Origin of the sequence: Streptomyces sp. NPDC004134, from assembly GCF_042874195.1 — a bacterium.
In the GTDB taxonomy this organism is placed as follows: Bacteria; Actinomycetota; Actinomycetes; order Streptomycetales; family Streptomycetaceae; genus Streptomyces.
The window spans coordinates 50,209-70,926 of record NZ_JBIAMS010000028.1 but is presented as its reverse complement, the minus strand read 5'-3'; the positions used below and the strand labels follow the sequence as shown (position 1 = coordinate 70,926).

Here is a 20,718-nt window from a genome sequence, read left to right as displayed (position 1 = left end):
GTTCCGGCGTATGAGAACTCCCGCGCCCCGCCCCTCGCGCCGCTCCGTGCTCGCCCTCGGCTCCGCCGCTGCCGCCGCGCCCGTGCTGGGCGCCACCCCCGCCCGCGCCGGGGCCGGCGGCGCCCAGGTCCCGGACGCCCCGGACGACTTCGACGAGCTGGACATCGCCGAACTGCGCCGCCGTATGGCCGACGGGCGGCTCGACGCCGTCCGGCTCACCCGCCACTACCTGGACCGGATCGAGGCCGTCGACCCCCTCCTCCGCTCCGTCATCGAGGTCAACCCCGACGCGCTGGACGAGGCGCGGAAGCTCGACGGCGAACGGCGGCCCCGCGGGCCGCTGCACGGCATGCCCGTGCTGCTCAAGGACATGTTCGAGACCGCCGACCGGATGCACACCACCGCCGGTTCCTACGCCCTGGAAGGGATGCGGGTACGGGCGGACTCCGCCGTCGCGGCCCGGCTGCGCGCCGCCGGCGCCGTCATCCTGGGCAAGACCAACCTCAGCGAGTGGGCCGGCGGCATGTCCCTGACCCACCACGCCGGCTGGAGCGCGCGCGGCGGGCAGACCGCCAACCCGTACAAGCTGGACCGCTCGCCCAACGAGTCCAGCTCCGGCACGGGCGCCGCCGTCGCCGCCAGCCTCTGCGCCGCCGGCATCGGCACCGAGACGAACGGCTCGATCCTCGACCCGTCGTCCGCCAACTGCCTCGTCGGCGTCAAGCCGACCGTCGGGCTCGTCGGCCGCGGCGGGATGATCCCCGGGGTGCCGAGCCAGGACAGCGTCGGCCCGATGGCCCGTACCGTACGGGATGCCGCGATCCTGCTCGGCACCCTCGTCGGCGTCGACCCGCGCGACCCCGCGACCGGGGCGAGCCGCGGCCGCTACCACCGCGACTACACCCGCTTCCTCGACCCCGGCGGGCTGCGCGGTGCCCGGATCGGGGTGGCGCGCGACGTCTACTTCGGCTACAGCCACCACGCCGACGAGATCGCGGAGAAGGCGATCGCCGCGCTGAGCGCGGCCGGTGCCACCGTGGTCGACCCGGCCGACATCCCCACCGCCGGGCAACTGGAGGACCTGCCGGGCCAGGTCGTCGTCCAGGTCCACGAGTTCAAGAGCGGTATCAACGCCTATCTGGCCGGCGCCGCGGGCGACGTGCCGCGCAGCCTCGCCGAGCTGATCGAGTTCAACCGCGAGCACGCCGACCGCGAGCTGCGCTACGTCCGGCAGGACGGCCTGGAGACGGTGCACCGGCTGGAGTACGGCGAGGCGGAGTACCGCGAGGCGCTGGGCGTCAACCACCGGCTGGCCCGCGCCGAGGGGATCGACGCCGTGCTGCGCCGGCACCGCCTCGACGCGCTCGTGATGCCCACCAGCGGCCCGCCTGCCAAGATCGACCTGATCCGCGGCGACACCTACGGCGGCGGCTCCTCGACCCCGGCGGCGCTCGCCGGGTATCCGGCGGTGAGCGTGCCGGCGGGGTTCGCCTTCGGGCTGCCGGTCGGGCTGACCTTCATGGGGACGGCGTGGAGCGAACCGACGCTGCTGCGGCTGGCGTACGCGTACGAGCGCGCGACGGCGGTCCGCAGGCCGCCGGAGTTCCGGGCGCCGGACGTGGGCCTGTAACGGCCCGGCGCACGGCCCGGGTCAGTGGGCGATGCCGTCGATCAGCTCCCGCGCGCCCTGCCGCAGCAGCGCGAGCGCGACGGACGTGCCGAGGTCGGGCGGGGTGAGCCGGCCGGCGGACTCGCGGGCGTCGAGCACGGTCTTCCCGTCGGGGCTGAACACCCGGCCGCGCAGCCACAGTTCGTCGGGCGCCGCGGTGGCGAAGCCGGCGATGGGGCTGTTGCAGTGGCCCTGGAGCACGTGCAGGAACATCCGCTCGGCCATCGCCTCGCGGTACGTCTCCGGGTGGTTCAGGTCGCTGACGACGTCGATGGTCGCCGTGTCGTCCTCGCGGCACTGCAGCGCCAGGATCCCGGCGCCCAGCGGCGGGCACATCGTCGCCACCGGCAGCACCTCGGTGATGACGTCGGCGCGGTCGATGCGCTCCAGACCGGCCACGGCCAGCAGCAGCGCGTCGACCTCCCCGGCGTACAGCTTCGCCAGCCTGCGGTTGGCGTTGCCGCGGAACGGCACGCACTCCAGGTGCGGGTACGCGGCGGAGAGCTGGGCGATCCGGCGCACCGAGGACGTGCCGATCCGGGTGCCCGCGGGCAGGTCGTCGAGCCCCAGCCCGCCGGGGTGGACCAGCGCGTCGCGGATGTCGTCGCGGCGCAGGAACGCGGCGAACGTCGTCCCGGCCGGCAGCGGCCGGTCCGCGGGCACGTCCTTGACGCAGTGCACCGCCAGGTCCGCCTCCCCGGCGACCAGCGCGGCGTCGACCTCCTTGGTGAACGCGCCCTTGCCGTCCACCTGGGAGAGGTCGCCCAGCCACTTGTCGCCGGTGGTCTTCACGGGCACCACCGCGGTGCGGATGCCGGGGTGCCTGGCGGCCAGCTCGGTGCGGACGCGCTCGACCTGGGCGAGGGCCATGGGGGAGTCGCGCGAGACGATGCGGATGAGCTCGGGCACGGACATGGCGTACACGATAGTCCGTCAGAAACGGGCCCCCGGCCGGGCCCCGGCCCCGCGCTCGCGTACGCCTCGGACCTGCCTCGAACGCGTGCGCCGCCCGGAAGCCCGTCGCGGGCTCCCGGGCGGCGCACGTGCCGCGAAGGACCGGTCGGCGTGCCGCCGGCGCTACCTGACGCCGGGGACGGTGAACGACGGCGGCCCCGCGGGGAGGTCCACCGTGTACTGCCTCAGGTACGTGTCGAGGAACGGCGAGCGCTCGCCGCCCGTCGCCACGTCGTCGGCGGTGCCGTCCAGCGCCAGATGCAGCGTGGCGTCACGGACCTCGATCGTCTCGCCGGACGGGGTGTCCCGCCACGACCCGGTCTGGATCGTGCCGATCTCCACGGCCAGCACGTGCCCGGCCGCCAGCCGCCAGTCGGTCGACTTCAGGTCGACGGCGAACCGGCCGCGCTCCAGCAGCGAGACCTGCTCGTCGAACATCACGGCGGTGCCGTCGGGGGCGACGTCGTACAGCTTGAGCATGACGTTCCCCGCGCCCTTCGCGTTCAGCGCGATCTGCGGGGTGCCGGTGACGCGCACGTCCCGCTGGAGCGGCTTCGACCACGCGAAGAAGCTCGACGTGACCTCGCCCGCCCGCTGCTGCTTCGCGGCCTCGGCGGCCAGCCCGTCCGGCGCCGCCGGATCCAGGGCGGGCGCGTTCTCCATGTCCCACTTGCCGGACGGCTGCGCCGGCTTGGCGGGCGCGGCGCGGCCGGAGGCGGTGAGGTCGGCGCGGGCGGAGGCGCCGCCGTCGTCGACGTACGAGCCGCCGCCCAGGGGGATGCTCGCGCGCCGCTCGACGACCGGCCAGGTGCTCTGCGCGCGCCAGTCGCCGCTGTTGTCCTCCATGGCGTACTTCGGGTAGCGGACGGCCGGCTTCTCGCCCTTCAGATACTGGTCGAAGAAGGAGAGGGTCTCGTCGTACCAGCCCTCGCGCCCCATCGCCAGCCGGCCGTCGGGCACGCGGTCGCCGCCGCGGACGTGGTCCCACTGGCCGAGCCAACCGCGCTCGGGGCCGCGGTGGTTGTCCAGGTACTCCTCCATCTCCTCGGGCTTCGTGTTGTTCTCGATGAAGCCCTGCGTGACGAAGAGGGGGGTGTCGCTGCCCTTGGCCTGCCGTGCGAGGTCACGGGACTTCCAGTGCTTGCTGTCCTGGTCGGAGATCCGGTAGCTGGCGGAGTTCTCCGTCAGGCACTCCGGATGGGTCTCCTCCCAGCGGGCGTTGGCCGCGTAGCGGGGGTCGTCGTCGGCCATCGGGGGGATGGTCGCGATGCCGTTGTACGCGTTGGCGGTGCCGGTGACGTTGGGGCGGGGCACGCCGTTGGAGTAGATGTACTGGTACATGTCCCAGACCGGCTCCTGCGACACGACGGCCTTCAGGGCCCACTGGTCCAGGTTGTTGCCGATCAGCCCGGTCACGCCGTCGTACGACTTGCCGTACATGCCGACCGCGCCCGTCGACCACGGCCGGCCGGCGGCCCAGTCGATCGCGGCCTTCACGTCGGCCTGTTCGCCGGGCCCCGCCCAGTCGAGGCAGCCCGTGGAGCCGCCGAAGCCGCGCAGGTCGACCATCACGAAGGCGTAGCCCTCCGCGAAGACGTCGGCGCCCTCGATGAAGTCCTGGAACCGCGAGGAGGGTCCGGTGTGCGACCAGCCCTCGTCGCCGGTCGCGCCGGCGTGCGCGAAGTACGGCCCGACGGACAGGATGACGGGCACCTCCTCGCCCTTCTCCAGCCCCTCGGGCAGCAGCACGTCGGCGTGCAGCTCGGTGCCGGAGTCGTCGGCGGAGGGGAAGTAGTGCTGGGTCCATTCCGCGCCCTCGGGCACGCGGTCGTTCTCGTCGTGCGTGACAGGGCCAGTGGCAGTGGCGATACGGGCCTGGGGGCCGGCCGCGGTCGCCTCGGGCGCCGCGGTCGCGGGCCCGGCGAGTGCGCCGGTCGCCGCGAGGGTGGCGGCGAGTGCGGAGGCGGCCCAGGCGGCCGCGTGGCGTCTCTTCACATGCTCCTCCGGTATGACGGTACGGAGTTGTGGGGGGACGGCGGCTGGGCGCACCCGGGAAAAGCACACGTCGCGGGCGCGACCGGGACCGACGCGTGGAGCGTATGATCACATCGCGTACACGTCAACGAGCCCGTACGGCCGGCCTGTTGGCCGGGGCCCTACGGGCCGCGTGCGGGGCGGCGCTACGCCGCGACGCTCTCCGCGGCCGGCCGGGACGCCTCCGGGGCGCGGCGGCGGGCGAGCACCGGGCCGAGGGCCAGCAGCGTCAGCCCCGCGAGGGACCAGCCGGCGAGGACCGCGAGCGGCCCTGCGGCGGCGTTGCCGTCGAAGTAGGCGACGGAGCGGATCAGGGAGCCGCCCGCGCCCGGCGGCAGCCACTGGCCGAGCGCCCCCACCGGCTCGGGGAGCAGCTCGGGGGCCGAGGTGACGCCCGAGAACGGGTTGCCGAGGAGCATCACCAGCAGGCTGCCGAGGCCCATCCCGGCGCGCCCGAGCACCGAGGCGAGCCCCGCGACCGCCGCGGCGCCCGCGAGGACCGTCAGGCCGAGCGCGCCGGCCTCCGCCCACCAGTCGCCGGCCAGGGCGCCGAGCCAACTGTCCGCGAGCGCGGCGGCCACGAGCCCGGTCGCCGCGGCCGCACCGGCCGCGGCGAGCACCCCGCGGCCGCCCCGCAGCCCCAGCACGGTGACCAGCCCGCCGATCAGGAGGCCGGCCAGCGCGAGCGGCAGGACGCTGGAGCTGAGGGCGGAGCCGCGGGGATCCGCCGGGGGCAGCGGGACCACGTCGTCCGTGGGCACGAGCCGCCCGGCCCGCTGACCGACGGTCTCGGTGAGCATCTGCGCCACGCTGGGCCCGGCGGCGGTGGCCACCAGCAGCTCGGGTCCGCCGGGGGAGGCGACGACGGCGCCGTAGACCTCCCGCTCCTCGATCGCGGTCCTGGCCGCGGCCGCGTCGGCGTACTCGTGCACCTCGAAGGCGCCCTCGCGCCCGGTCAGTTGGGCCTTGAGCGGCGCGGTCGCCTGCGCCGGTCCTGCGACGCCGAGGGGCAGGTCGCGGGGCGCGAGCCGGGCGCTGGGCCAGACGAACGCCCACAGGGCGAGGGCGACGAGGGCCGGGACCAGGACGACGACCGCGAGCACGCTGCGGGTGGAGGGCATCGGGGAGCCTCGATCGTAAAGAGAAGGATCGTTCGTTTTACGAGACTCACCCTGCGCCGAGCCGTCCCGACTTGTCAAGAAGGAACGTTCGTTTTACGGTGTCGGCCATGGCTCGCGTATCCCAGGACCACCTCGACGCCCGCCGCCGGCAGATCCTGGACGGCGCGCGGCGCTGCTTCACGCGCAACGGCTTCCACGCCACGTCCATGCAGGACGTCTTCCAGGAGACGGGGCTCTCCTCCGGCGCGGTCTACCGCTACTTCCGCGGCAAGAACGACCTGATCACGGCCGTCGCCGAGGAGGCGTTCCACCGGATGCGGCTGGCCTTCGAGTCCGCCGCGGGCGAGGCCCCGCTGCGCCCCCTCGACAAGGTCATCGACGAGGTGCTGAGCCACGTACTGGAAGAACAGGACCGCAACTCGGGGGCGGACCGGCCGGGCGCGTTCGCCGAGCTGATCGTGCAGGTCTGGAGCGAGACCCTGCGGGACGAGCGGCTGGCCGCCACCCTGACCGCGGCGTACGACCGGATGCGCGTCATGTGGGCCGGGGTGGTCCGCACCTACCAGGACGCGGGCCACCTGCGCGCGGACATCCCGACCGACCACGTCGTCCGCGCACTGATGGCGCTCGTCCAGGGGTCCATCGTGCAGCGGGCGGTCTTCAAGGACGTCGAGGGCGAACTCCGCAGCGGGCTGCGCGCCCTGCTGTCGCCGCACGCCTGAGCGCGCGGCCGGTCAGCCGCAGAAGGCCGTGTCCAGGAGCGCGTCCACGGAGTCGTCGAGGCCGGCGCGGTGGTCGGGCGTGAGCGCGACGGTGACGTGGCGACGCAGGTCCGGCGTGGTGAACGACCAGCTCTGGTACGTCAGGGCGTCGCCGTCGTTGCCGTACACCGTGACTCCGCATGCGGTCTCCTTCCAGGCCAGCCCCAGCCCGTACGTCCGGCCCCCGAACGAAGGCGTGCGCATCTCCGCCAGCAGGTGGTCAGGCAGCAGCCGCCCGCCGAGCAGCGCGGCGAAGAAGCGGTCGAGATCGCCGGCCGTGGAGATCATCTCGCCGCTCGCGCCGAACAGCGACGGGTTCATCTCCGTGAAGTCGACGAGCGGTGTCCCGCCGGCGCGCTCGACCGGGACGTAGCCGCGCATGTGCGGCCCGCGGATCCGCGGGTACGTCCCGGGCAGCGAGGTGGCGTGCAGCCGCAGCGGCCGGATGATCCGCCGCCCGATCTCCCGGGCGTACGGGCGTCCCGTGGCCTCCTCGATGATGCGGCCGAGCAGCAGGTAGCCGGTGTTGGAGTACGCGTAGGCCGTGCCCGGCGGTGCCGAGGTCGGGGGGTGGGCGACGGCCCGCCCGATCAGCTCGTCGGGGGTCCACGTCCGCGACCGGTAGTCCAGGAACGCCGGGTCGGGCGGCACGGTCAGCGTGCGCTTGTAGTCGTACAGTCCTCCGGTGTGGCCCAGCAGGTGCCGCACGGTGACGCGGCGGCCGTCCGGGACGGCGCCCGGCAGCCACGCCTCGACCGGGTCGTCCAGCCGCAGGCGCCCCTCGCCGGCGAGTTGCAGCACGACGGTGGCGACGAAGGTCTTCGTGATGCTGCCGACCCGGAACCGCCCGCGCGCCGGGACCGCCCGCTGCGTGTCCCGCTCGGCGACGCCGCTGGTGTCCCGCCACACCCGGCGTCCGTCGCGCACCTCCACGAGCGCGCCCACCGCACCCTCGGCCACCAAGTCGTCCAGTTGCTCCCGCAGCTCCGCCGCCCCGGGGGGCTCTTCGCCGCCCGGCGGTGGGGCGGCGGCCGACCCGGCCGCCACCGCCAGCACCGTCACCGCCGCCACCAGTGCACTCCGTACGTGCTTCACCCGGCCCACCCGCGCTCTGTCTCGCCGTCTCGTACGCGACGAGCCTGCGGCAGGCGGAGGCGCGGGGCGATGGGGCTGGTCGGCGTTCCGCTCCGGGGGCTGTCCCCACCCGGCGTCCGGGCACGACCCAGCCGCGGAGGGGCGGGAAAAGCGCTGCCCGCTCCGCGGCCGGAGTCGAGGACCGTTACATGTGCGCTCGCGCCTGGTGCTTGAACGCCACGGTCAGACCCATGGCGAGCAGCCCAAGCAGGGCGGTGACACCGCCGACGAAGCAGTTGGCCCAGATGACCGAGTTCGGTGCGCCGTGGGTCACGGTGACCACCCAGGGGGAGATGACCAGCCAGGCGCCGAGGGGAATCGTCAACCATGCCAGGCCGGACGTCCGCTCCGGGGCGAGTGCCAGGCCGAGCCCGATCAGGGCGATTGCGATGCCGACGATCAGGTTGTTGATGGTGAGGTTGGTGTTCCCCGTGAAGTGCACGACCCAAGGCGAAATCGCAGCGAATAGGCCGGCCAGAAGGATCAGTCCTTCGAGGGCAATCACACCACCTCTGGCCGCCGTGCGATCGAGCCGGTCCCGCATCTCCACTACATCGGGGTGCGAGGTCATCTCGGTGTCAGTGGTGTGCTGCTGATACGACATGGTTGCCGCCTCCTCTCCAGAGACAGAGTCGGATGCATCCCTTTTCGTACGATACGCCTGTTTGGGTGACTCTGCGTGGTGAGGGCTTCCGGCCCGGTCAGAGGGCCTGCGAGCCGTCCCGGCGGCGGACCATTTCGGCGATCCAGACCGGCGCGAACGGAGAGGTGCAGCCGGGGGACACCGGGTAGTCCTTCAGCACCTCCAGGCGCTCGCCGACGGCCACGGCGCGGGCGCGGTGGGCGGGGTGCTCGATGCCGATCTGCGCCAGGCAGGTGTTCATCGCCCACTGCAGCCGGTCGGGGGCGTCCTTCAGCTCCGCCTCGATCACGTCGAGCAGCCCCGCCGGATCGAGGCCCGCGGGGCTCTTCACCACGCGCTCGGCGGTCAGCGCCCAGCCGGCGCTCGCCACCACCGGATCGGGGTCGGCGAGCCAGGCCAGCCGCAGCTCCTCGGCGTGCGGGTTCTTCTTCACCGCGTAGTTCACGAGCCAGTCGTGCACCTTGGGCGTACGCGCCTCGCGCAGCATCGCGTCCAGCTCGTCCCGCTCGAACGCCTTCGGGCGGCAGACCAGCAGCGCCAGCAGCCGCGCCGCGGTGTCACCGGTCCGCCACAGCTCGCGGGCCAGCGGCTGCTGCGTCCTGAGCCGCTTGGCGAGCGCGCGCAGCTTGCCGAGATTCACCCCGTGGTCGTCGCCGTGCCTCTCGTTCACCGCGCGCGCCTTCGGATCCTCCAGCTCTGCCAGCTCCGCCATTACCTCGGTCAGGGTCATCTCGGCCACCGCATCCTCCTGCCGGTCGGTGGGAGCCTAGCCCCTGACTACGGCCGGCCGGCCGCCCGCAGCCCGTTCAGCGTGATCGTGCCCCGGTCGAGGCGCACGCCGGCCGTGTACCGGTACGCGGCCCGCACCTCCGGGTCCGTGAGGTCCAGCACCCCGCCCGCGTCCGCCGTGAACAGGAACTCCCAGCCCGCGCCCTGGTCGACGTACGCCGTGGTGACCCTGCCGCGCGCCACCAGGGCGTAGCGCGAGCCGGGGCGGGAGAGGTCCACGGTGCCGTCGAGGTTGTCCAGCGGCTCCTGGCCGGCCGTGATCAGCTTCCCGTCGATGCGCAGGTCCCAGCCGGCCCGCCGCAGCCCGTTGTGGTGGCGGAAGAGCAGATAGTTGTCCGCGTCCTTGGCGAGGCCGACGAAGACGGTGTCCTGGCCGCCCGTCCCCGCGAACGTGCCGGTGTCCAGCACCAGCGCGAAGGTGTCCGTGCGCGGCGCGGTGCCGGAGCGGAACAGCAGGTGCGTCGGCGCCTGCGTGGTCACGGTCAGCCTGCCGTCGCCCGCGGTGGCGGTGCCCTGGTGCGACCCGCGCGGCACGGTCAGCACGGTGAAGCGGTCGAGGCCGGCGTCGAACCGCTCGTCCAGTTCGGCCACCGGGTACGCCCCGGGGTCCGGCGGCGGCGGGAACAGGCCGACGTCCGCGAGGTGGTCGTCGAGCAGCGCGGTCAACTGGCGCAGCTTCGCGGGGTGGCGGCCCCCGAGGTCGTCCGTCTCCCCGGGGTCGCGGCCGACGTGGTACAGCTCGCCGGCGCCGCCGCGGAGGCGGCGTACCAGCTTGAACTCGCCGTGGCGGACGGCCGCGTGCGGGTGGCGGTTCTGGTTGAAGTGCGGGTAGATCCAGAAGAGGGTGTCGCGGCGGAGCGGCCCGCGGCCGGTGAGCAGGGGGGCCAGGCTCGTACCGTCGAAGCGCGCGGCGGGGGCGCGGCCGCCGGCGGCCAGGTCGAGGGCTGTCGGGAGCACGTCGACGGTGGAGACCGGCGTGTCGTCCGTGCGCCCCGGCGGCACCCGGCGCGGCCAGTACGCGACCAGCGGCACCCGGATCCCGCCCTCGTACAGCTCGCTCTTGCCGCCGCGCAGCGGCGCCGTCGCGTCCCGGTACGGGCTGCCGTTGTCGGACGTGACGAGGATCAGCGTGCGCTCGGCGAGCCCGTGCTCGTCCAGCGCGGCGACGATACGGCCGACCTGCTGGTCGATGCTCTCCAGCATCGCGGCCAGCGCGGGCCGGTTCGGCAGTTGGCCGGCGCCCGGCTTGGCCTCGTACCTGGCGAGCAGTTCGGGCTTCGCGGCCAGGGCGGTGTGCACGGCGTAGTTGGAGACGTGCAGGAAGAACGGCTCGTCGCGGTGGCGCGCGACGAAGTCGACGGCCTCGTCCGCGAGCCGGTCGGTGAGGTATTCGCCGGGCGTGCGGGCCGGCAGGTCGGGCATGAAGCGGTACGGGTGGAAGTAGTCGCCGTCCGCGATGTACAGCCGCTCGGAGGCGATGGCCTCGTCCAGCCCGTGCGCGTAGGGGTTGCCGGGCCGCTCGGCGTACTCGCCGCTGTAGGTCTCGGTGAGGTGCCACTTGCCGATCAGGGCGGTGGTGTAGCCGTACGGGCCGAGGAAGTCGGGGACGGTGGGTATGTCGGGGGAGAGGAACTTGTCGCTCGCGGCCGGCGCCTCGCGGAGGAAGTCGGTGATGCCGGTACGGGCCGGGTACAGCCCGGTCATCAGCGCGGCGCGGGTGGGCGAGCAGATGGGCGCGGCGGAGTACGCGCGGGTGAAGCGCATCCCCTCGCGCGCCAGCCGGTCGATGTGCGGGGTCTCGTTGAAGGTGTTGCCGTACGCGCCGAACTCGCGCCAGCCGAGGTCGTCGATCGACACGACGATGACGTTGGGCGGCGGCGGGCCTGCGGCGGTGGCGCTCCGGGCGAGTGAGGGGGCGGCGACGGCCGTGAGGCCGGCGGCGGAGGCGCCGCGCAGGACGCTGCGGCGCGAGGGGCGGCGGAACGTCGTCGGGGGCATACGGCTCAGCGTCCGGCGGTCCGCGAGCGAGCGTCAACACCCGGGTGAATTAGTCCGGGACGGGCGCGCGGAGCGCGGCGCGGCGGGGAGTCCGGCGGGGGGAGTGCGGCCACGGAGTGCGCCCCGGGGGAGTGCGGCAGGGCGCGGGGTCAGTCCGCGGGGCGCAGCCGTACGTGGATGTGGCCGGCGTCCGGCGCCGCGGGCCCGCCGTCCGGGTCGGTGACCCCGGCGACGTCGAGCCCGGCGACGGCCGCCAGGGTCTCGAAGCCGTCCCGGGTGTACCAGTGCAGCACCCACGGGCGTTCGGTGACGCTGCTGCCCGAGGGGTGGTAGCGCTCGTAGCGCAGCAGCGTCGTCTGGGTGCGGGTGTGCTCGTCGCGGTTCTCGGCCACGACGCGGACCAGCAGTTCGGCGCCGTCAGGACCGGTGGCGGTGCGGGCCCGGCCGACGTCCGCCGCGGCGGTGGGCGCGGGCAGGTGCAGCGGGATCAGGGCGGTGCCGCCCGCGGCGAGGTGGGTGCGGATGGCGCGCAGCGCGGCCAGCGCGGTGGCGTCGTCCGGCAGCAGGTTGAACGTCGGCCCGGCGAGGAAGACGGCGGCGTACCTGCGCGGCAGGTCCAGGGCCTCCATGCGCTGCTGGAACACCTTGACCGGCAGGCCCTCTTCCGCCGCGCGGCTGCGCAGCCGGTCCAGCATGTCGGCGGAGGAGTCGACGCCGTCGACGTCGAGCCCGCGGCGGCGCAGTTCGAGCAGCGGCTCGCCGTCGCCGCAGCCCAGCTCCAGCGCGGGCGTACCGGCCTGCTCGACGAAGGCGGCGTACGGCTCGGGGTCCTGGGTGACGGACTTCAGCGGCCCGTACAGCTCCGCGACGATTCCGGTGTAGAAGTCTGCTGGATCCATGTTCGCCACCTTATGCGGGCGGCGGCGGGGGTGACAGCCTCCCGGTGCGCGACCCGGGTTCCGCACCCGCGGCCGGCGCGTGCACCCCACCCGTGGTGCCACGCCCCGACTCCGCGACCGGCGGCCGCGCCGGAACAGATCCGGACGGCGGCCCCGCCCCCGCGAACCGGGGTGCCGCGCGGGTCACTTGACGAGGACGTGCCCGTCTCGCCTCCGGCGCCCCGGTGGCGTACGAGGCGCCGAGGGGCCGGGCAGCACGGGGTAACCGCCCCCCGTTCACGTACGTCGTCGACGGGTGGCGCACCCGCGCGAGCACGTCACGCGCCCGGGGACGCGACCGCCGGGCGGGCGGCCCGCCGGAAGTGCCAGACGATCTCCGCGGGGACGCCGGCGTGGGACACCGCCGCGGCCTCGGGGACCAGTTCGCGAAGGGACCACGGCCACGCCTCCCACGGCCCGGGGTCCGTCGCCGCGGCCGGGACCGCCTTCGCCTCCTCCGCGTCCGGCGCCCCCGGTTCCTCGCAGGCCAGCACGTCGAGCCCGGCCGCGAGCGCGGCGCGCACGTAGTCCCCGACCGCGTGCCGGTACGACTCCACCCGGGCGGGGCTGCCGTCCGGCAGCCGTACCGTCGGGATCGCCCCGAGCGCCACCCGCTCCGGGTGGACGTCCGAGGTCACCAGGTGCCCGCCCGGCCGCAGCACCCGCGCGAACTCCGCCAGCACCGGGCCCAGATCGGGGACGTGGGTCAGCGCGAGCGTGCAGACCGCCACGTCCACGGCGCCGTCGGCGACCGGCAGCGCGTCCAGTGCGCCGGGGCGGAAGTCGCCCTCCGGCACCCGCTCCCGGGCCCGCGCCAGCATGTCAGGGGAGCTGTCGACGCCGAGGACGCGGTGGCCGCGCCCGGCCAGCAGGGCGGCCATCCGCCCGGTGCCGCAGGCGGCGTCCAGGGCGACGCCCGCGGGCAGCGGGTCGAGGAGCGCCCCGACCACCGGCTCGTCCAGGTCGAACGCGGTGTTGGGCCCGTCGTACGTCTCCGACCAGATGCGGTAGCCCTCGACCGTGGACACCCGGGCGACGTCCACGCCCGCGTCCGCCAGCGCCCCGTCGCCGAGCAGCCGCCGGATCCCGCCGAGCCGCGCGGCGACGAACGCGCGGTCGTACTCCCCGGTGAACGAACGCACCAGGGCGATGCCCTCCAAGCCGACCGCGTAGGCCAGCGGATCCTCGTGCCTCACGGCCGCGAGGCTAGTAACGCCCCGGCCGCCCGCGCCACCCGATTTCGCGGCGCTCCGCCGCGTCCGGCACCGGGCGGCGTGCGCCCCCGGCGCGGGGCGCACGGGCCATCCAGGTGAGCGGCCGGCGGCCGCGCGAACGGCCGAAGTCCCCGGCGGCCAGGCCCGGGTGCCCCCGCCGGCGTACTCGAAAATCTGTGAATGCGACATGCGGCCGAGCTGCCATATCAAATACCCCGCCGAGTTCGATTTGCCGTAGCCGCGCTTCGCTGCGGCCACCGGGCGCGGTCGGTGTCATCCTGGTATGGCTACCTTTGGCGGATTTCATGCGGAGGGGTCCCATGGGCAGGGCAGACACCACCGGGCACGTGCGCGAACGAGCGGCGGACGCCCCCGACCTCTTCGCGGAGCTGCGGGAACGGGAGTTCGGATACCTCGACGAGGGCGGGCACACCTATCTCGACCACACCGGCGCAGGACTCCCGCCGCGCTCCCTCGTCGCGGGCAGCGCCCGGCGCATCGCCGGCGGGCTGTTCGGCAACCCGCACTCCGAGAGCCCTGCCTCACGGGCCTCGGGCGACCGGCTCGCCGAGGCCCGTGAGGCGGTGCTGCGGTACTTCAACGCCGACCCCGCCGAGTACGCCGTGATCTTCACGCCCAACGCCACGGGCGCGCTGCGCCTGGTCGGCGAGGCGTATCCGCTCGGGCGCGGCAGCAGGCTCGTCCTCTCCCTCGACAACCACAACTCCGTCAACGGCCTGCGGGAGTACGCGCGGGCGCGCGGCGCGGCCGTCGAGTACGTCCCGCTGCGCACGCCGGACCTGGGCATCGACGAGGACCGGATGCACGCCGCGCTGGCCGTACGCACCCGGCGCCCCGCGCTCGCGCACCACGGTCCCCGGGGGCTGCTGGCCTACCCGGCGCAGAGCAACTTCACCGGCGTACAGCACTCCCTGGACTGGATCGCCACCGCCCAGGCCCACGGCTACGACGTCGTGCTCGACGCGGCCGCGTACGTCCCGACCAACGCCCTCGACCTCGGCCGCCACCACCCGGACTTCACCGTCGTGAGCTGGTACAAGCTCTTCGGCCACCCCACGGGGCTCGGCGCCCTCGTCGCCCGCAGGGCGGCCCTCGCGAAGCTGCGCCGGCCGTGGTTCGCCGGTGGCACGATCTACGCCGTCAGCGCGCAGGCGCAGTGGCACGTCCTCGCCGACGACGAGGCCGCGTTCGAGGACGGGACCGTCAACTTCCTCGCCATACCGGACGTCACCGCCGGCCTCGCCTGGATCGAGGGCATCGGCATCGACCGCGTCCACGACCACGTCGACGCGCTGACGGCGCATCTGCTCGCCGGGCTGCGGACGCTGCGGCACGGCGACGGCACGCCGCTGGTCCGGGTGTACGGCCCCGACCGGGCCGGCGCGGCACGCGGCGGCACCGTCGCGCTGAACGTGCTCGACGCCGAAGGGCGGGTCGTCGACGAGCGCGTCATCATCCGCGACAGCGGCGCGTCCGGCATCTCCCTGCGCACCGGCTGCTTCTGCAACCCGGGCGCGGGCGAGGCGGCGTTCGACCTGTCGCCGCGCCGGCTGCGCCGGGCGGCCCGCAGACGGCTCGGCTCGCTGGAGGACTATCTGAAGATGCTGCACCTGCCGTCGGCGGGCGCGGTGCGCGTGTCCCTGGGGGCGGCGTCGCAGCCCGCGGATGTCGAAACGTTTCTGTCGTTCGTGACGCAGACCTACCGGGACCGCGTCCCCGACGTGGCGGATCTCGCGCCGCGGCTGGGCTGCTGACCCCGCGGGCCCCGGACCCCGGCCCGCGTCAACGTCCCTGCCGGCTCCGCTCGGCGCCGTCCCGGCACTTGCGCACGACCACCCACCACGTCAGCGCCAGGAACAGCACCGCGAAGCCGGCCAGGATCAGCCACCCGCGGGCGGCCGGGTGCGCGAACGATTCTCCGTACGACGCCAGCAGCGGCCGCCCCGCGGGGGACGCGCCCGTACGCCACAGCGACTCCAGCCCCACCCCGCTGCCCAGCGCCTCGAACGCCCACCGGTTGGTCATCGCCAGGCTGATCGCCTCGCCGCCCAGCGTCATCCGCGGCACCGGCACGAACGCCCCCGAGAACAGCACCTGCGGAAAGCACAGCAGCGGCAGCATCAGCGTCGCCTGCCCCGGCTCCGCCACCGCCGCGGACGCCAGCAGCCCGAGCGCGAGAGCGGCGGCGGAGGCCAGCACGCTGGAGGCGAACAGCGAGGCATACGTGTCCCAGCCGGCCGGCGGCAGCCGGTCCAGCGCGCGCAGCACGGCCAGCAGCAGCGCGTCGGCGAGGGCGAGCGCGGGGAGCATGGTGGTGAGCTTGGAGGCGACGTACGGGCCGATCCGCAGGCCCGCGAGCCATTCGCGGCGCAGCACGGCGAGTTCGGTGCAGATCTGCAGCAGGCCGTACGTCAGCCCGAAGAAGAACGCGCCGAAGGCGATCCAGAACATGATCATCGCGGTGGACGCGGGGTCCGGGGACGCGGGGTCGAAGGCGCCGCCGCGGAAGAGCACCGCGAACATCGCCACGATCATGACGGGGGAGCCGACGAGGACGGCGACGGAGAGGCGGTTGTGGAGGAGCAGCGCGGTGCCGCGCCGGGTGAGCAGGGCCCACTGGCGCAGGGCGCCGACGCGGTGGGGCCTGGTGGCGGGGACGGCGGACGAGGGGGCCCGGGCGGGCGCGGCGGGGTCTGCCGGTGCGCCGGGGGCGGCGGGCGTTGCGGGACGGGCCCGGGCTGTCGGGTCGACCGGTGCGGCGCGGCCGGCCGCGGCCGCGGGGCCGGACCGGGCGGTGGGCTCGGCCGCGGTCGCGGTGGCGAGCCCGGTGGCGGCGACGGCTCCGGCCGCCGCGACGGCTCCTGCGGGTGCCACCTGCGCGGTGGGTGTCAGGTGGCCGGCGGGTGCGGCGTGGCCGGCGGGTGTCGCGTGGGCGGCGGGTGCCGCCTGGCCGGCGGGGGTCGCCGGACCTGCCGGTGCCGCCGGGCCGTTCGGCCGCGTCGCCTCCCTCGTCTCCCTCGTCTCTCTCCGGGCCGCCCGCCCCGGCGGTGCCGCCGGGCCGGAGGGCGCCCCGGGACCCCGGGTGCCGCCCTCCTCCGGGATGTCACCGGCGCCCGCTCCCGGCGCCCGTGCGCCGGCGGCCACCGCCCCGTACACCTCCTCCGCTGTGGCCACGCCGAACGTCTCGCACAGCGCGCCCGGTTCACCCGCGTAGGCGACCTCGCCGTCGGCCGACAGGAACACCACCTGGTCGCCGCGCGGCAGATCGGCGAGCACGTGCGTGGTGAGCACGACCGTCGTGCCGTCGTCGGCCAGCCCGCGCAGGGTGTGCATCAGCTCCGCGCCGGTGGCCGGGTCGAGCCCGGACGTCGGCTCGTCGAGGAAGAGCACCCGGGGCCGGGTCAGCAGCTCCACCGCGATGCTCGCCCGCTTGCGTTCGCCGCCGCTCAGCGCCCGTACCGGCGTATCGCGCCGCGAGGTGAGCCCCAGCGTGGCGAGCACCCGGTCGACCGTCGCGTCGACGGCCGCGGCCGGGGTCTTCGGCGGCATCCGCAGCCCGGCCGCGTACACCAGCGTGCGGTGCAGCGGCAGCTCACGGTGGATGATGTCCTCCTGCGGCACGTACCCGAACTCGGGCCCCGGCGGCCCCGGCGGTGCCCCGTCGTGCCACACCTCGCCCTCGCTCGGCACGCTCAGCCCCGCGAGCGTCTGCAGCAGGACCGTCTTCCCGGCGCCGCTGCTCCCGGCGATCACGGTGAGGGTCCCGGGCGCGACGTCGAGCGACACCCCGCGCAGCACCCGGCCCGCCCCGCGGACGTCCCGGCTCACCCGCCGCGCCCGCAACCGCAGGCCGCCGGCCGGCGAAACGGACACACCGGCGGGACCGCCGGGGGAGACACCCGGGCGCAGGGGCGGCGTCGACATGAGTGCAGCATGCCAAAGGTTCGGGGTGCCGGACCCCCGCGGCTCGCGCGGGGTACCAACGATCGGACGATCCGTCAGCCGCCGTCGCCCGCCCGCGCGGCCGCGTCCGGCCGCCAGTCGTCGGCGAGCAGGCCGAGGATCATCTCATCGAGGAAGGTGCCCAGCACCCAGGCCGCGGAGCGCAGCACGCCCTCGCGGACGAAGCCGTTGCGCTCGGCGGCGCGCACCATGGCGGTGTTGTCGGCCAGGGTCTCGATCTGCAGCCGGTGCAGGCCGCGTACGACGAAGCCGTAGTGGCAGAGCGCGGCGACGATGTCGGTGCCGTAGCCCTTGCCGCGCGCGTACGGCATGAGTCCGAGACCGACGTGCCCGGACCGGTGATGGGCGTCGATGCCCCACAGCGACGCCGTGCCGACCAGCGCACCGCCGTCCAGTTCCACCACCGAGAACGGGACGACGCCCTCGGCCTTGTCGTCCACGAGCAGCGGGTTGTCCTTCGACGCGGCCGCGATCGGCCGCCACGGCGTGGCCTGGGCCCGGGAGCCGGCGACGACGTCGTCGTAGAGGTCGGCCTGGAGAACCGGGATGTCGTCCGCGTGGCGGGCCCTGAGCCCGACCTTCGTTCCTCGTAGCATCCCTGTTTCCTAACCGGCGGGACCCACCGCCCGCAAACGCATTCCCCCGGCGGGCCGGGCCCGTTCGGGGGAAAGCGGACGTCGCGGCTTACGGGTCGCTCACGGCAGCGGGCTCGGGCCGCCCGGCCGCAGTCCGCCGCGGCGGACGTAGAGGAACAGGACGGCGCAGCCCGTGAGGACCAGCCCGATGCCCAGCGGAATGCTGTAGGCCGACAGGACGACGATGCCGGAGAGCTGGAGGACGAACTCCAGCACGAGGATGAACCTGAGCATCCGGATGCCCCCGGGCGGGCCGGTCATCGGGCCGCCCCGGATAAGCCTGTTGTCATACCTGTCCCTCCCTGGTGTGGCCTGCATTCTGCCGCGTTCCGCGCGGCACCGGCCGGAAAGCGAGGAAATCGGGTCAGGCGATGAGGAGACGGAGGCCCAGCTCGGCCGCGTCGAGGGCGAGGAGGTCGCGGTTGCGCTCCCTCCAGCGGCCCGAGGCCAGGTCGTCGCGCAGGCCGTTCACCGCCCGCCGTTCCGCCTCGGGGCCCACCCTGGTCCACACCGACACCGCGCGGCGCACGCGGTCCTCCAGGTACGCCTCGGGCCGCCGCCAGTGCGCCTCGAAGAAGCCGTCCGCGCAGTCCCACGGGATGAGCACCGGCTCCGCGCGCCCGCCGATCGCGCGGGTCAGGTCGGCGAGCGACGGCCAGTCCGTGAGGAGTCCTGCGAACTCCGGCAGGTAGTCGCGGGTGAGCCAGAACCGCTCGCGCCGGCCCGGGTCGCAGGCGTCGTACGTGAACACCACCACCCGCCGCGCCACGCGCCGCATCTCCCGCAGCCCGGCCACCGGGTCCGGCCAGTGGTGCACGGTGCTCACCGCCATCGCCGCGTCGAACGCCCCGTCGGGGAACGGCAGCCGCTCCGCGCTGGCCGCCACGCACCGCGCCGCTCCCGCCGGCCGCTGCGCCCGCATGACCGCCGACGGTTCGACGGCCGTGACGTCCCGGTCCGGCGGCTCGTACGAACCGGTGCCGGCGCCGACGTTCAGCACCGTACGGGCGTCCCCGAGGGCGGCCCAGATCCGCGCGGCGATCCGCGGCTCGGTGCGCCGGGTCGCGGGATACGCGGTGCCGATGGCCTCGTACAACTGTGGTCCGAACACTCTGAGTTGCTCCTCCGACGTCGTCCTGATGCCCCGCGCCCGCGCCGCCAGCTCCGCGTCGATGGCCGTCACCATGGCGGCGGCGCGCTCGCGCTGCGCCAGCAGCAGCGCGCGCAGCCGGCGCAGGTGGGCGACCGCATCGGTGGCCGGGTCGTCGACCAGCTCCGCGATCTCCCGCAGCCCGAACCCCAGCCGCCGGTACCCGAGCACCTCCCGCAGCCGCTCCACGTCGCCCGCGGCGTACGCCCGGTAGCCGGCCGCGGTCCGCGCGGAGGGCCGTACGAGGCCGATCTCGTCGTAGTGATGCAGCGTGCGCACGCTCACCCCGGCCAACTCGGCCACGCGCCCCACGGTCAGATGTTCCGCCACGCCCCCGACGATGCCCCCTCACGCCACGTGAGGGTCAAGCGGCCTTCCTCGCGCCCGCCGCCCCGCAGTACGTTGGCCCGGACGCACGCTGGCTCCACCGCGCTCCACCCGCGCTCCACCCCGCGACTCCCAGGGCGGTCCTGATGGCAGACCACGCACCGGACGCGATCGACACGAGCCGCCCGCATTCGGCGCGCATCTGGAACCACCTGCTGGGCGGCGAGGACAACTACGAGGCGGACAGGGCCGCCGCGGCGGCGATCCTCTCGGTCTTCCCGGGGATGGCCGACATCACGCGCCACTCCCGGCAGTTCACGGGCCGCGCGGTCGGCCACCTGGTGCGCGAGGCGGGCATCCGCCAGTTCCTGGACGTCGGCAGCGGACTGCCCACGGCCGACAACACCCACGAGATCGCCCAGCGCACGGCGCCGGAGTCGCGGATCGTCTACGCCGACAACGACCCCCTGGTCCTGGCCCACGCCCGGGCCCTGCTCACCTCCACCCCCGAGGGCCGGTGCCAGTACGTCGACGCGGACGCCCGCGACACCGGCCGGATCCTGGAAGAGGCGGCGCGCACGCTGGACTTCACGCGGCCGGTGGGGCTGATGCTGATGGGCATCCTCGGCCTGATCGAGGACTACGACGAGGCCCGGTCGCTCGTACGCCGCCTCCTGGCGGCCCTGCCCCCGGGCAGCTACCTGGCCCTCAACGACGGCACGACCACGGACCCGGCCTACGTCGAAGCGCTCGCCCGCCACAACCCGAGAGCGGCGGTCCCGTACACCCCACGCGCCCCGCACCAGATCGAGCGCTACTTCGAGGGCCTGCGACTACTCCCCCCGGGCGTGGTCCCGTGCCCGAGATGGCACCCGGACCCCACCGAGGAGCCGCCGCCGGAGATAGCCGCCTACGGCGGCGTAGCCCAAAAGCCGTGACGCGAGCGGCGGTCGCAGCCGTCGGGCGCGGGCAGGGGCGGCGGGGGGCTTGCGGGTGGGTATGAGGGCTGGCGGTTCTCGTCCGCTCCGGCTCCTGGCGGTGGCGGGCGTCTTGCAGGTGCTCGCGCTGCCGGTCCTTCTCGCCGAGTGGCCGCTGCGCGTGCTGTCCTGCGAGGACTTCGCCCGCGAGGGCATCGACGGCGAAGGCTCGTACCGAGTCGAGCACAGAGTCAGCCCGCTCGGCGTCCAGTGCCGCGTGGAGCAGGAGGGCGAGGTCGTCGCGTACGCCGACTTCCCCACCCTCCCGGCCGCTCTGGGCGTGCTCATCCTGCTCGCCTCGCTGTCGGCCACCGCCCTCGCCGCCCGGCGGCTCCGCGCCGCACGACCGGCGACCGCCCACCCGGACCAGGCCCGTTCCGAGCGGTGACC

The 20,718-nt window shown here is 74.7% G+C and carries 18 protein-coding genes; 5 read left to right on the top strand and 13 right to left on the bottom strand.

The genetic code is table 11. The features are described from left to right. The first annotated feature begins 10 nt into the window (after positions 1–10). Positions 11–1,630 carry an amidase gene (locus tag ACFYVJ_RS28755; protein ID WP_388897410.1) on the top strand — a complete coding sequence of 540 codons (1,620 nt, stop codon included), beginning with the start codon at positions 11–13 and terminating at the stop codon, positions 1,628–1,630. A 21-nt stretch (positions 1,631–1,651) separates the two neighbouring features. Here the strand turns inward: ACFYVJ_RS28755 and hemC are convergent, their stop codons facing one another. The 3 genes from hemC to ACFYVJ_RS28740 all read right to left on the bottom strand — a co-directional run bounded on the left by hemC (position 1,652) and on the right by ACFYVJ_RS28740 (position 5,778). Continuing rightward, positions 1,652–2,584 carry a hydroxymethylbilane synthase gene (gene hemC, locus ACFYVJ_RS28750; protein ID WP_388897407.1) on the bottom strand — a complete coding sequence of 311 codons (933 nt, stop codon included), beginning with the start codon at positions 2,582–2,584 and terminating at the stop codon, positions 1,652–1,654. A 162-nt stretch (positions 2,585–2,746) separates the two neighbouring features. Then, positions 2,747–4,618, bottom strand: coding sequence for a CocE/NonD family hydrolase (locus ACFYVJ_RS28745; RefSeq protein WP_388897404.1), 1,872 nt, complete (start codon positions 4,616–4,618; stop codon positions 2,747–2,749). Positions 4,619–4,803: 185 nt separating this feature from the next. Then, entirely contained in the window at positions 4,804–5,778 is a 975-nt protein-coding gene (locus ACFYVJ_RS28740) for an ABC transporter permease (protein ID WP_388897401.1), read from the bottom strand. A gap of 107 nt (positions 5,779–5,885) precedes the next feature. Here ACFYVJ_RS28740 and ACFYVJ_RS28735 point away from each other — a divergent pair, with 107 nt between their 5' ends. Then, the gene (locus tag ACFYVJ_RS28735) at positions 5,886–6,500 is read left to right on the top strand and encodes a TetR/AcrR family transcriptional regulator (protein WP_388897398.1); all 615 of its coding nucleotides are present in this window, start codon (positions 5,886–5,888) and stop codon (positions 6,498–6,500) included. A gap of 12 nt (positions 6,501–6,512) precedes the next feature. On the opposite strand, the gene ACFYVJ_RS28730 is transcribed toward ACFYVJ_RS28735, so the two are convergent. From ACFYVJ_RS28730 to ACFYVJ_RS28705, 6 genes are all read right to left on the bottom strand, one after another. Then, positions 6,513–7,610 (bottom strand): serine hydrolase domain-containing protein, encoded by a 1,098-nt coding sequence (locus ACFYVJ_RS28730; protein WP_388897396.1) that lies wholly within the window; start codon positions 7,608–7,610, stop codon positions 6,513–6,515. Between the two features lie 208 nt (positions 7,611–7,818). Then, a complete protein-coding gene (locus ACFYVJ_RS28725; protein WP_101421531.1) occupies positions 7,819–8,277 on the bottom strand; it encodes an SPW repeat protein in 459 nt (152 codons plus the stop codon). A gap of 97 nt (positions 8,278–8,374) precedes the next feature. After that, the gene (locus ACFYVJ_RS28720) at positions 8,375–9,055 is read right to left on the bottom strand and encodes a DNA alkylation repair protein (protein WP_388897393.1); all 681 of its coding nucleotides are present in this window, start codon (positions 9,053–9,055) and stop codon (positions 8,375–8,377) included. A 38-nt stretch (positions 9,056–9,093) separates the two neighbouring features. Next, the gene (locus ACFYVJ_RS28715; protein ID WP_388897390.1) at positions 9,094–11,103 is read right to left on the bottom strand and encodes a sulfatase-like hydrolase/transferase; all 2,010 of its coding nucleotides are present in this window, start codon (positions 11,101–11,103) and stop codon (positions 9,094–9,096) included. Positions 11,104–11,252: 149 nt separating this feature from the next. After that, positions 11,253–12,002 (bottom strand): class I SAM-dependent methyltransferase, encoded by a 750-nt coding sequence (locus ACFYVJ_RS28710; RefSeq protein ID WP_388897387.1) that lies wholly within the window; start codon positions 12,000–12,002, stop codon positions 11,253–11,255. 317 nt (positions 12,003–12,319) lie between these two features. Then, on the bottom strand, positions 12,320–13,237 hold the full coding sequence (locus ACFYVJ_RS28705) for a class I SAM-dependent methyltransferase (protein WP_388897384.1): 918 nt from the start codon (positions 13,235–13,237) through the stop codon (positions 12,320–12,322). Positions 13,238–13,575: 338 nt separating this feature from the next. On the opposite strand from ACFYVJ_RS28705, the gene ACFYVJ_RS28700 reads away from it, so the two are divergent. Further along, a complete protein-coding gene (locus ACFYVJ_RS28700) occupies positions 13,576–15,030 on the top strand; it encodes an aminotransferase class V-fold PLP-dependent enzyme (protein ID WP_388897381.1) in 1,455 nt (484 codons plus the stop codon). A gap of 28 nt (positions 15,031–15,058) precedes the next feature. Here the strand turns inward: ACFYVJ_RS28700 and ACFYVJ_RS28695 are convergent, their stop codons facing one another. The 4 genes from ACFYVJ_RS28695 to ACFYVJ_RS28680 form a co-directional block, all read right to left on the bottom strand. Continuing rightward, the gene (locus ACFYVJ_RS28695) at positions 15,059–17,200 is read right to left on the bottom strand and encodes an ATP-binding cassette domain-containing protein (RefSeq protein ID WP_388897378.1); all 2,142 of its coding nucleotides are present in this window, start codon (positions 17,198–17,200) and stop codon (positions 15,059–15,061) included. Between the two features lie 74 nt (positions 17,201–17,274). Continuing rightward, positions 17,275–17,835, bottom strand: coding sequence for a GNAT family N-acetyltransferase (locus tag ACFYVJ_RS28690; RefSeq protein ID WP_388897375.1), 561 nt, complete (start codon positions 17,833–17,835; stop codon positions 17,275–17,277). 99 nt (positions 17,836–17,934) lie between these two features. Next, a complete protein-coding gene (locus ACFYVJ_RS28685; protein ID WP_388897372.1) occupies positions 17,935–18,135 on the bottom strand; it encodes a hypothetical protein in 201 nt (66 codons plus the stop codon). A 103-nt stretch (positions 18,136–18,238) separates the two neighbouring features. Next, positions 18,239–19,327 (bottom strand): methyltransferase domain-containing protein, encoded by a 1,089-nt coding sequence (locus ACFYVJ_RS28680; RefSeq protein ID WP_388897522.1) that lies wholly within the window; start codon positions 19,325–19,327, stop codon positions 18,239–18,241. 170 nt (positions 19,328–19,497) lie between these two features. On the opposite strand from ACFYVJ_RS28680, the gene ACFYVJ_RS28675 reads away from it, so the two are divergent. Next, complete coding sequence (locus ACFYVJ_RS28675) at positions 19,498–20,289, top strand: SAM-dependent methyltransferase (protein ID WP_388897369.1); 792 nt, start codon at positions 19,498–19,500, stop codon at positions 20,287–20,289. A 100-nt stretch (positions 20,290–20,389) separates the two neighbouring features. Then, on the top strand, positions 20,390–20,716 hold the full coding sequence (locus ACFYVJ_RS28670) for a hypothetical protein (RefSeq protein WP_388897367.1): 327 nt from the start codon (positions 20,390–20,392) through the stop codon (positions 20,714–20,716). Positions 20,717–20,718 lie beyond the last annotated feature (2 nt).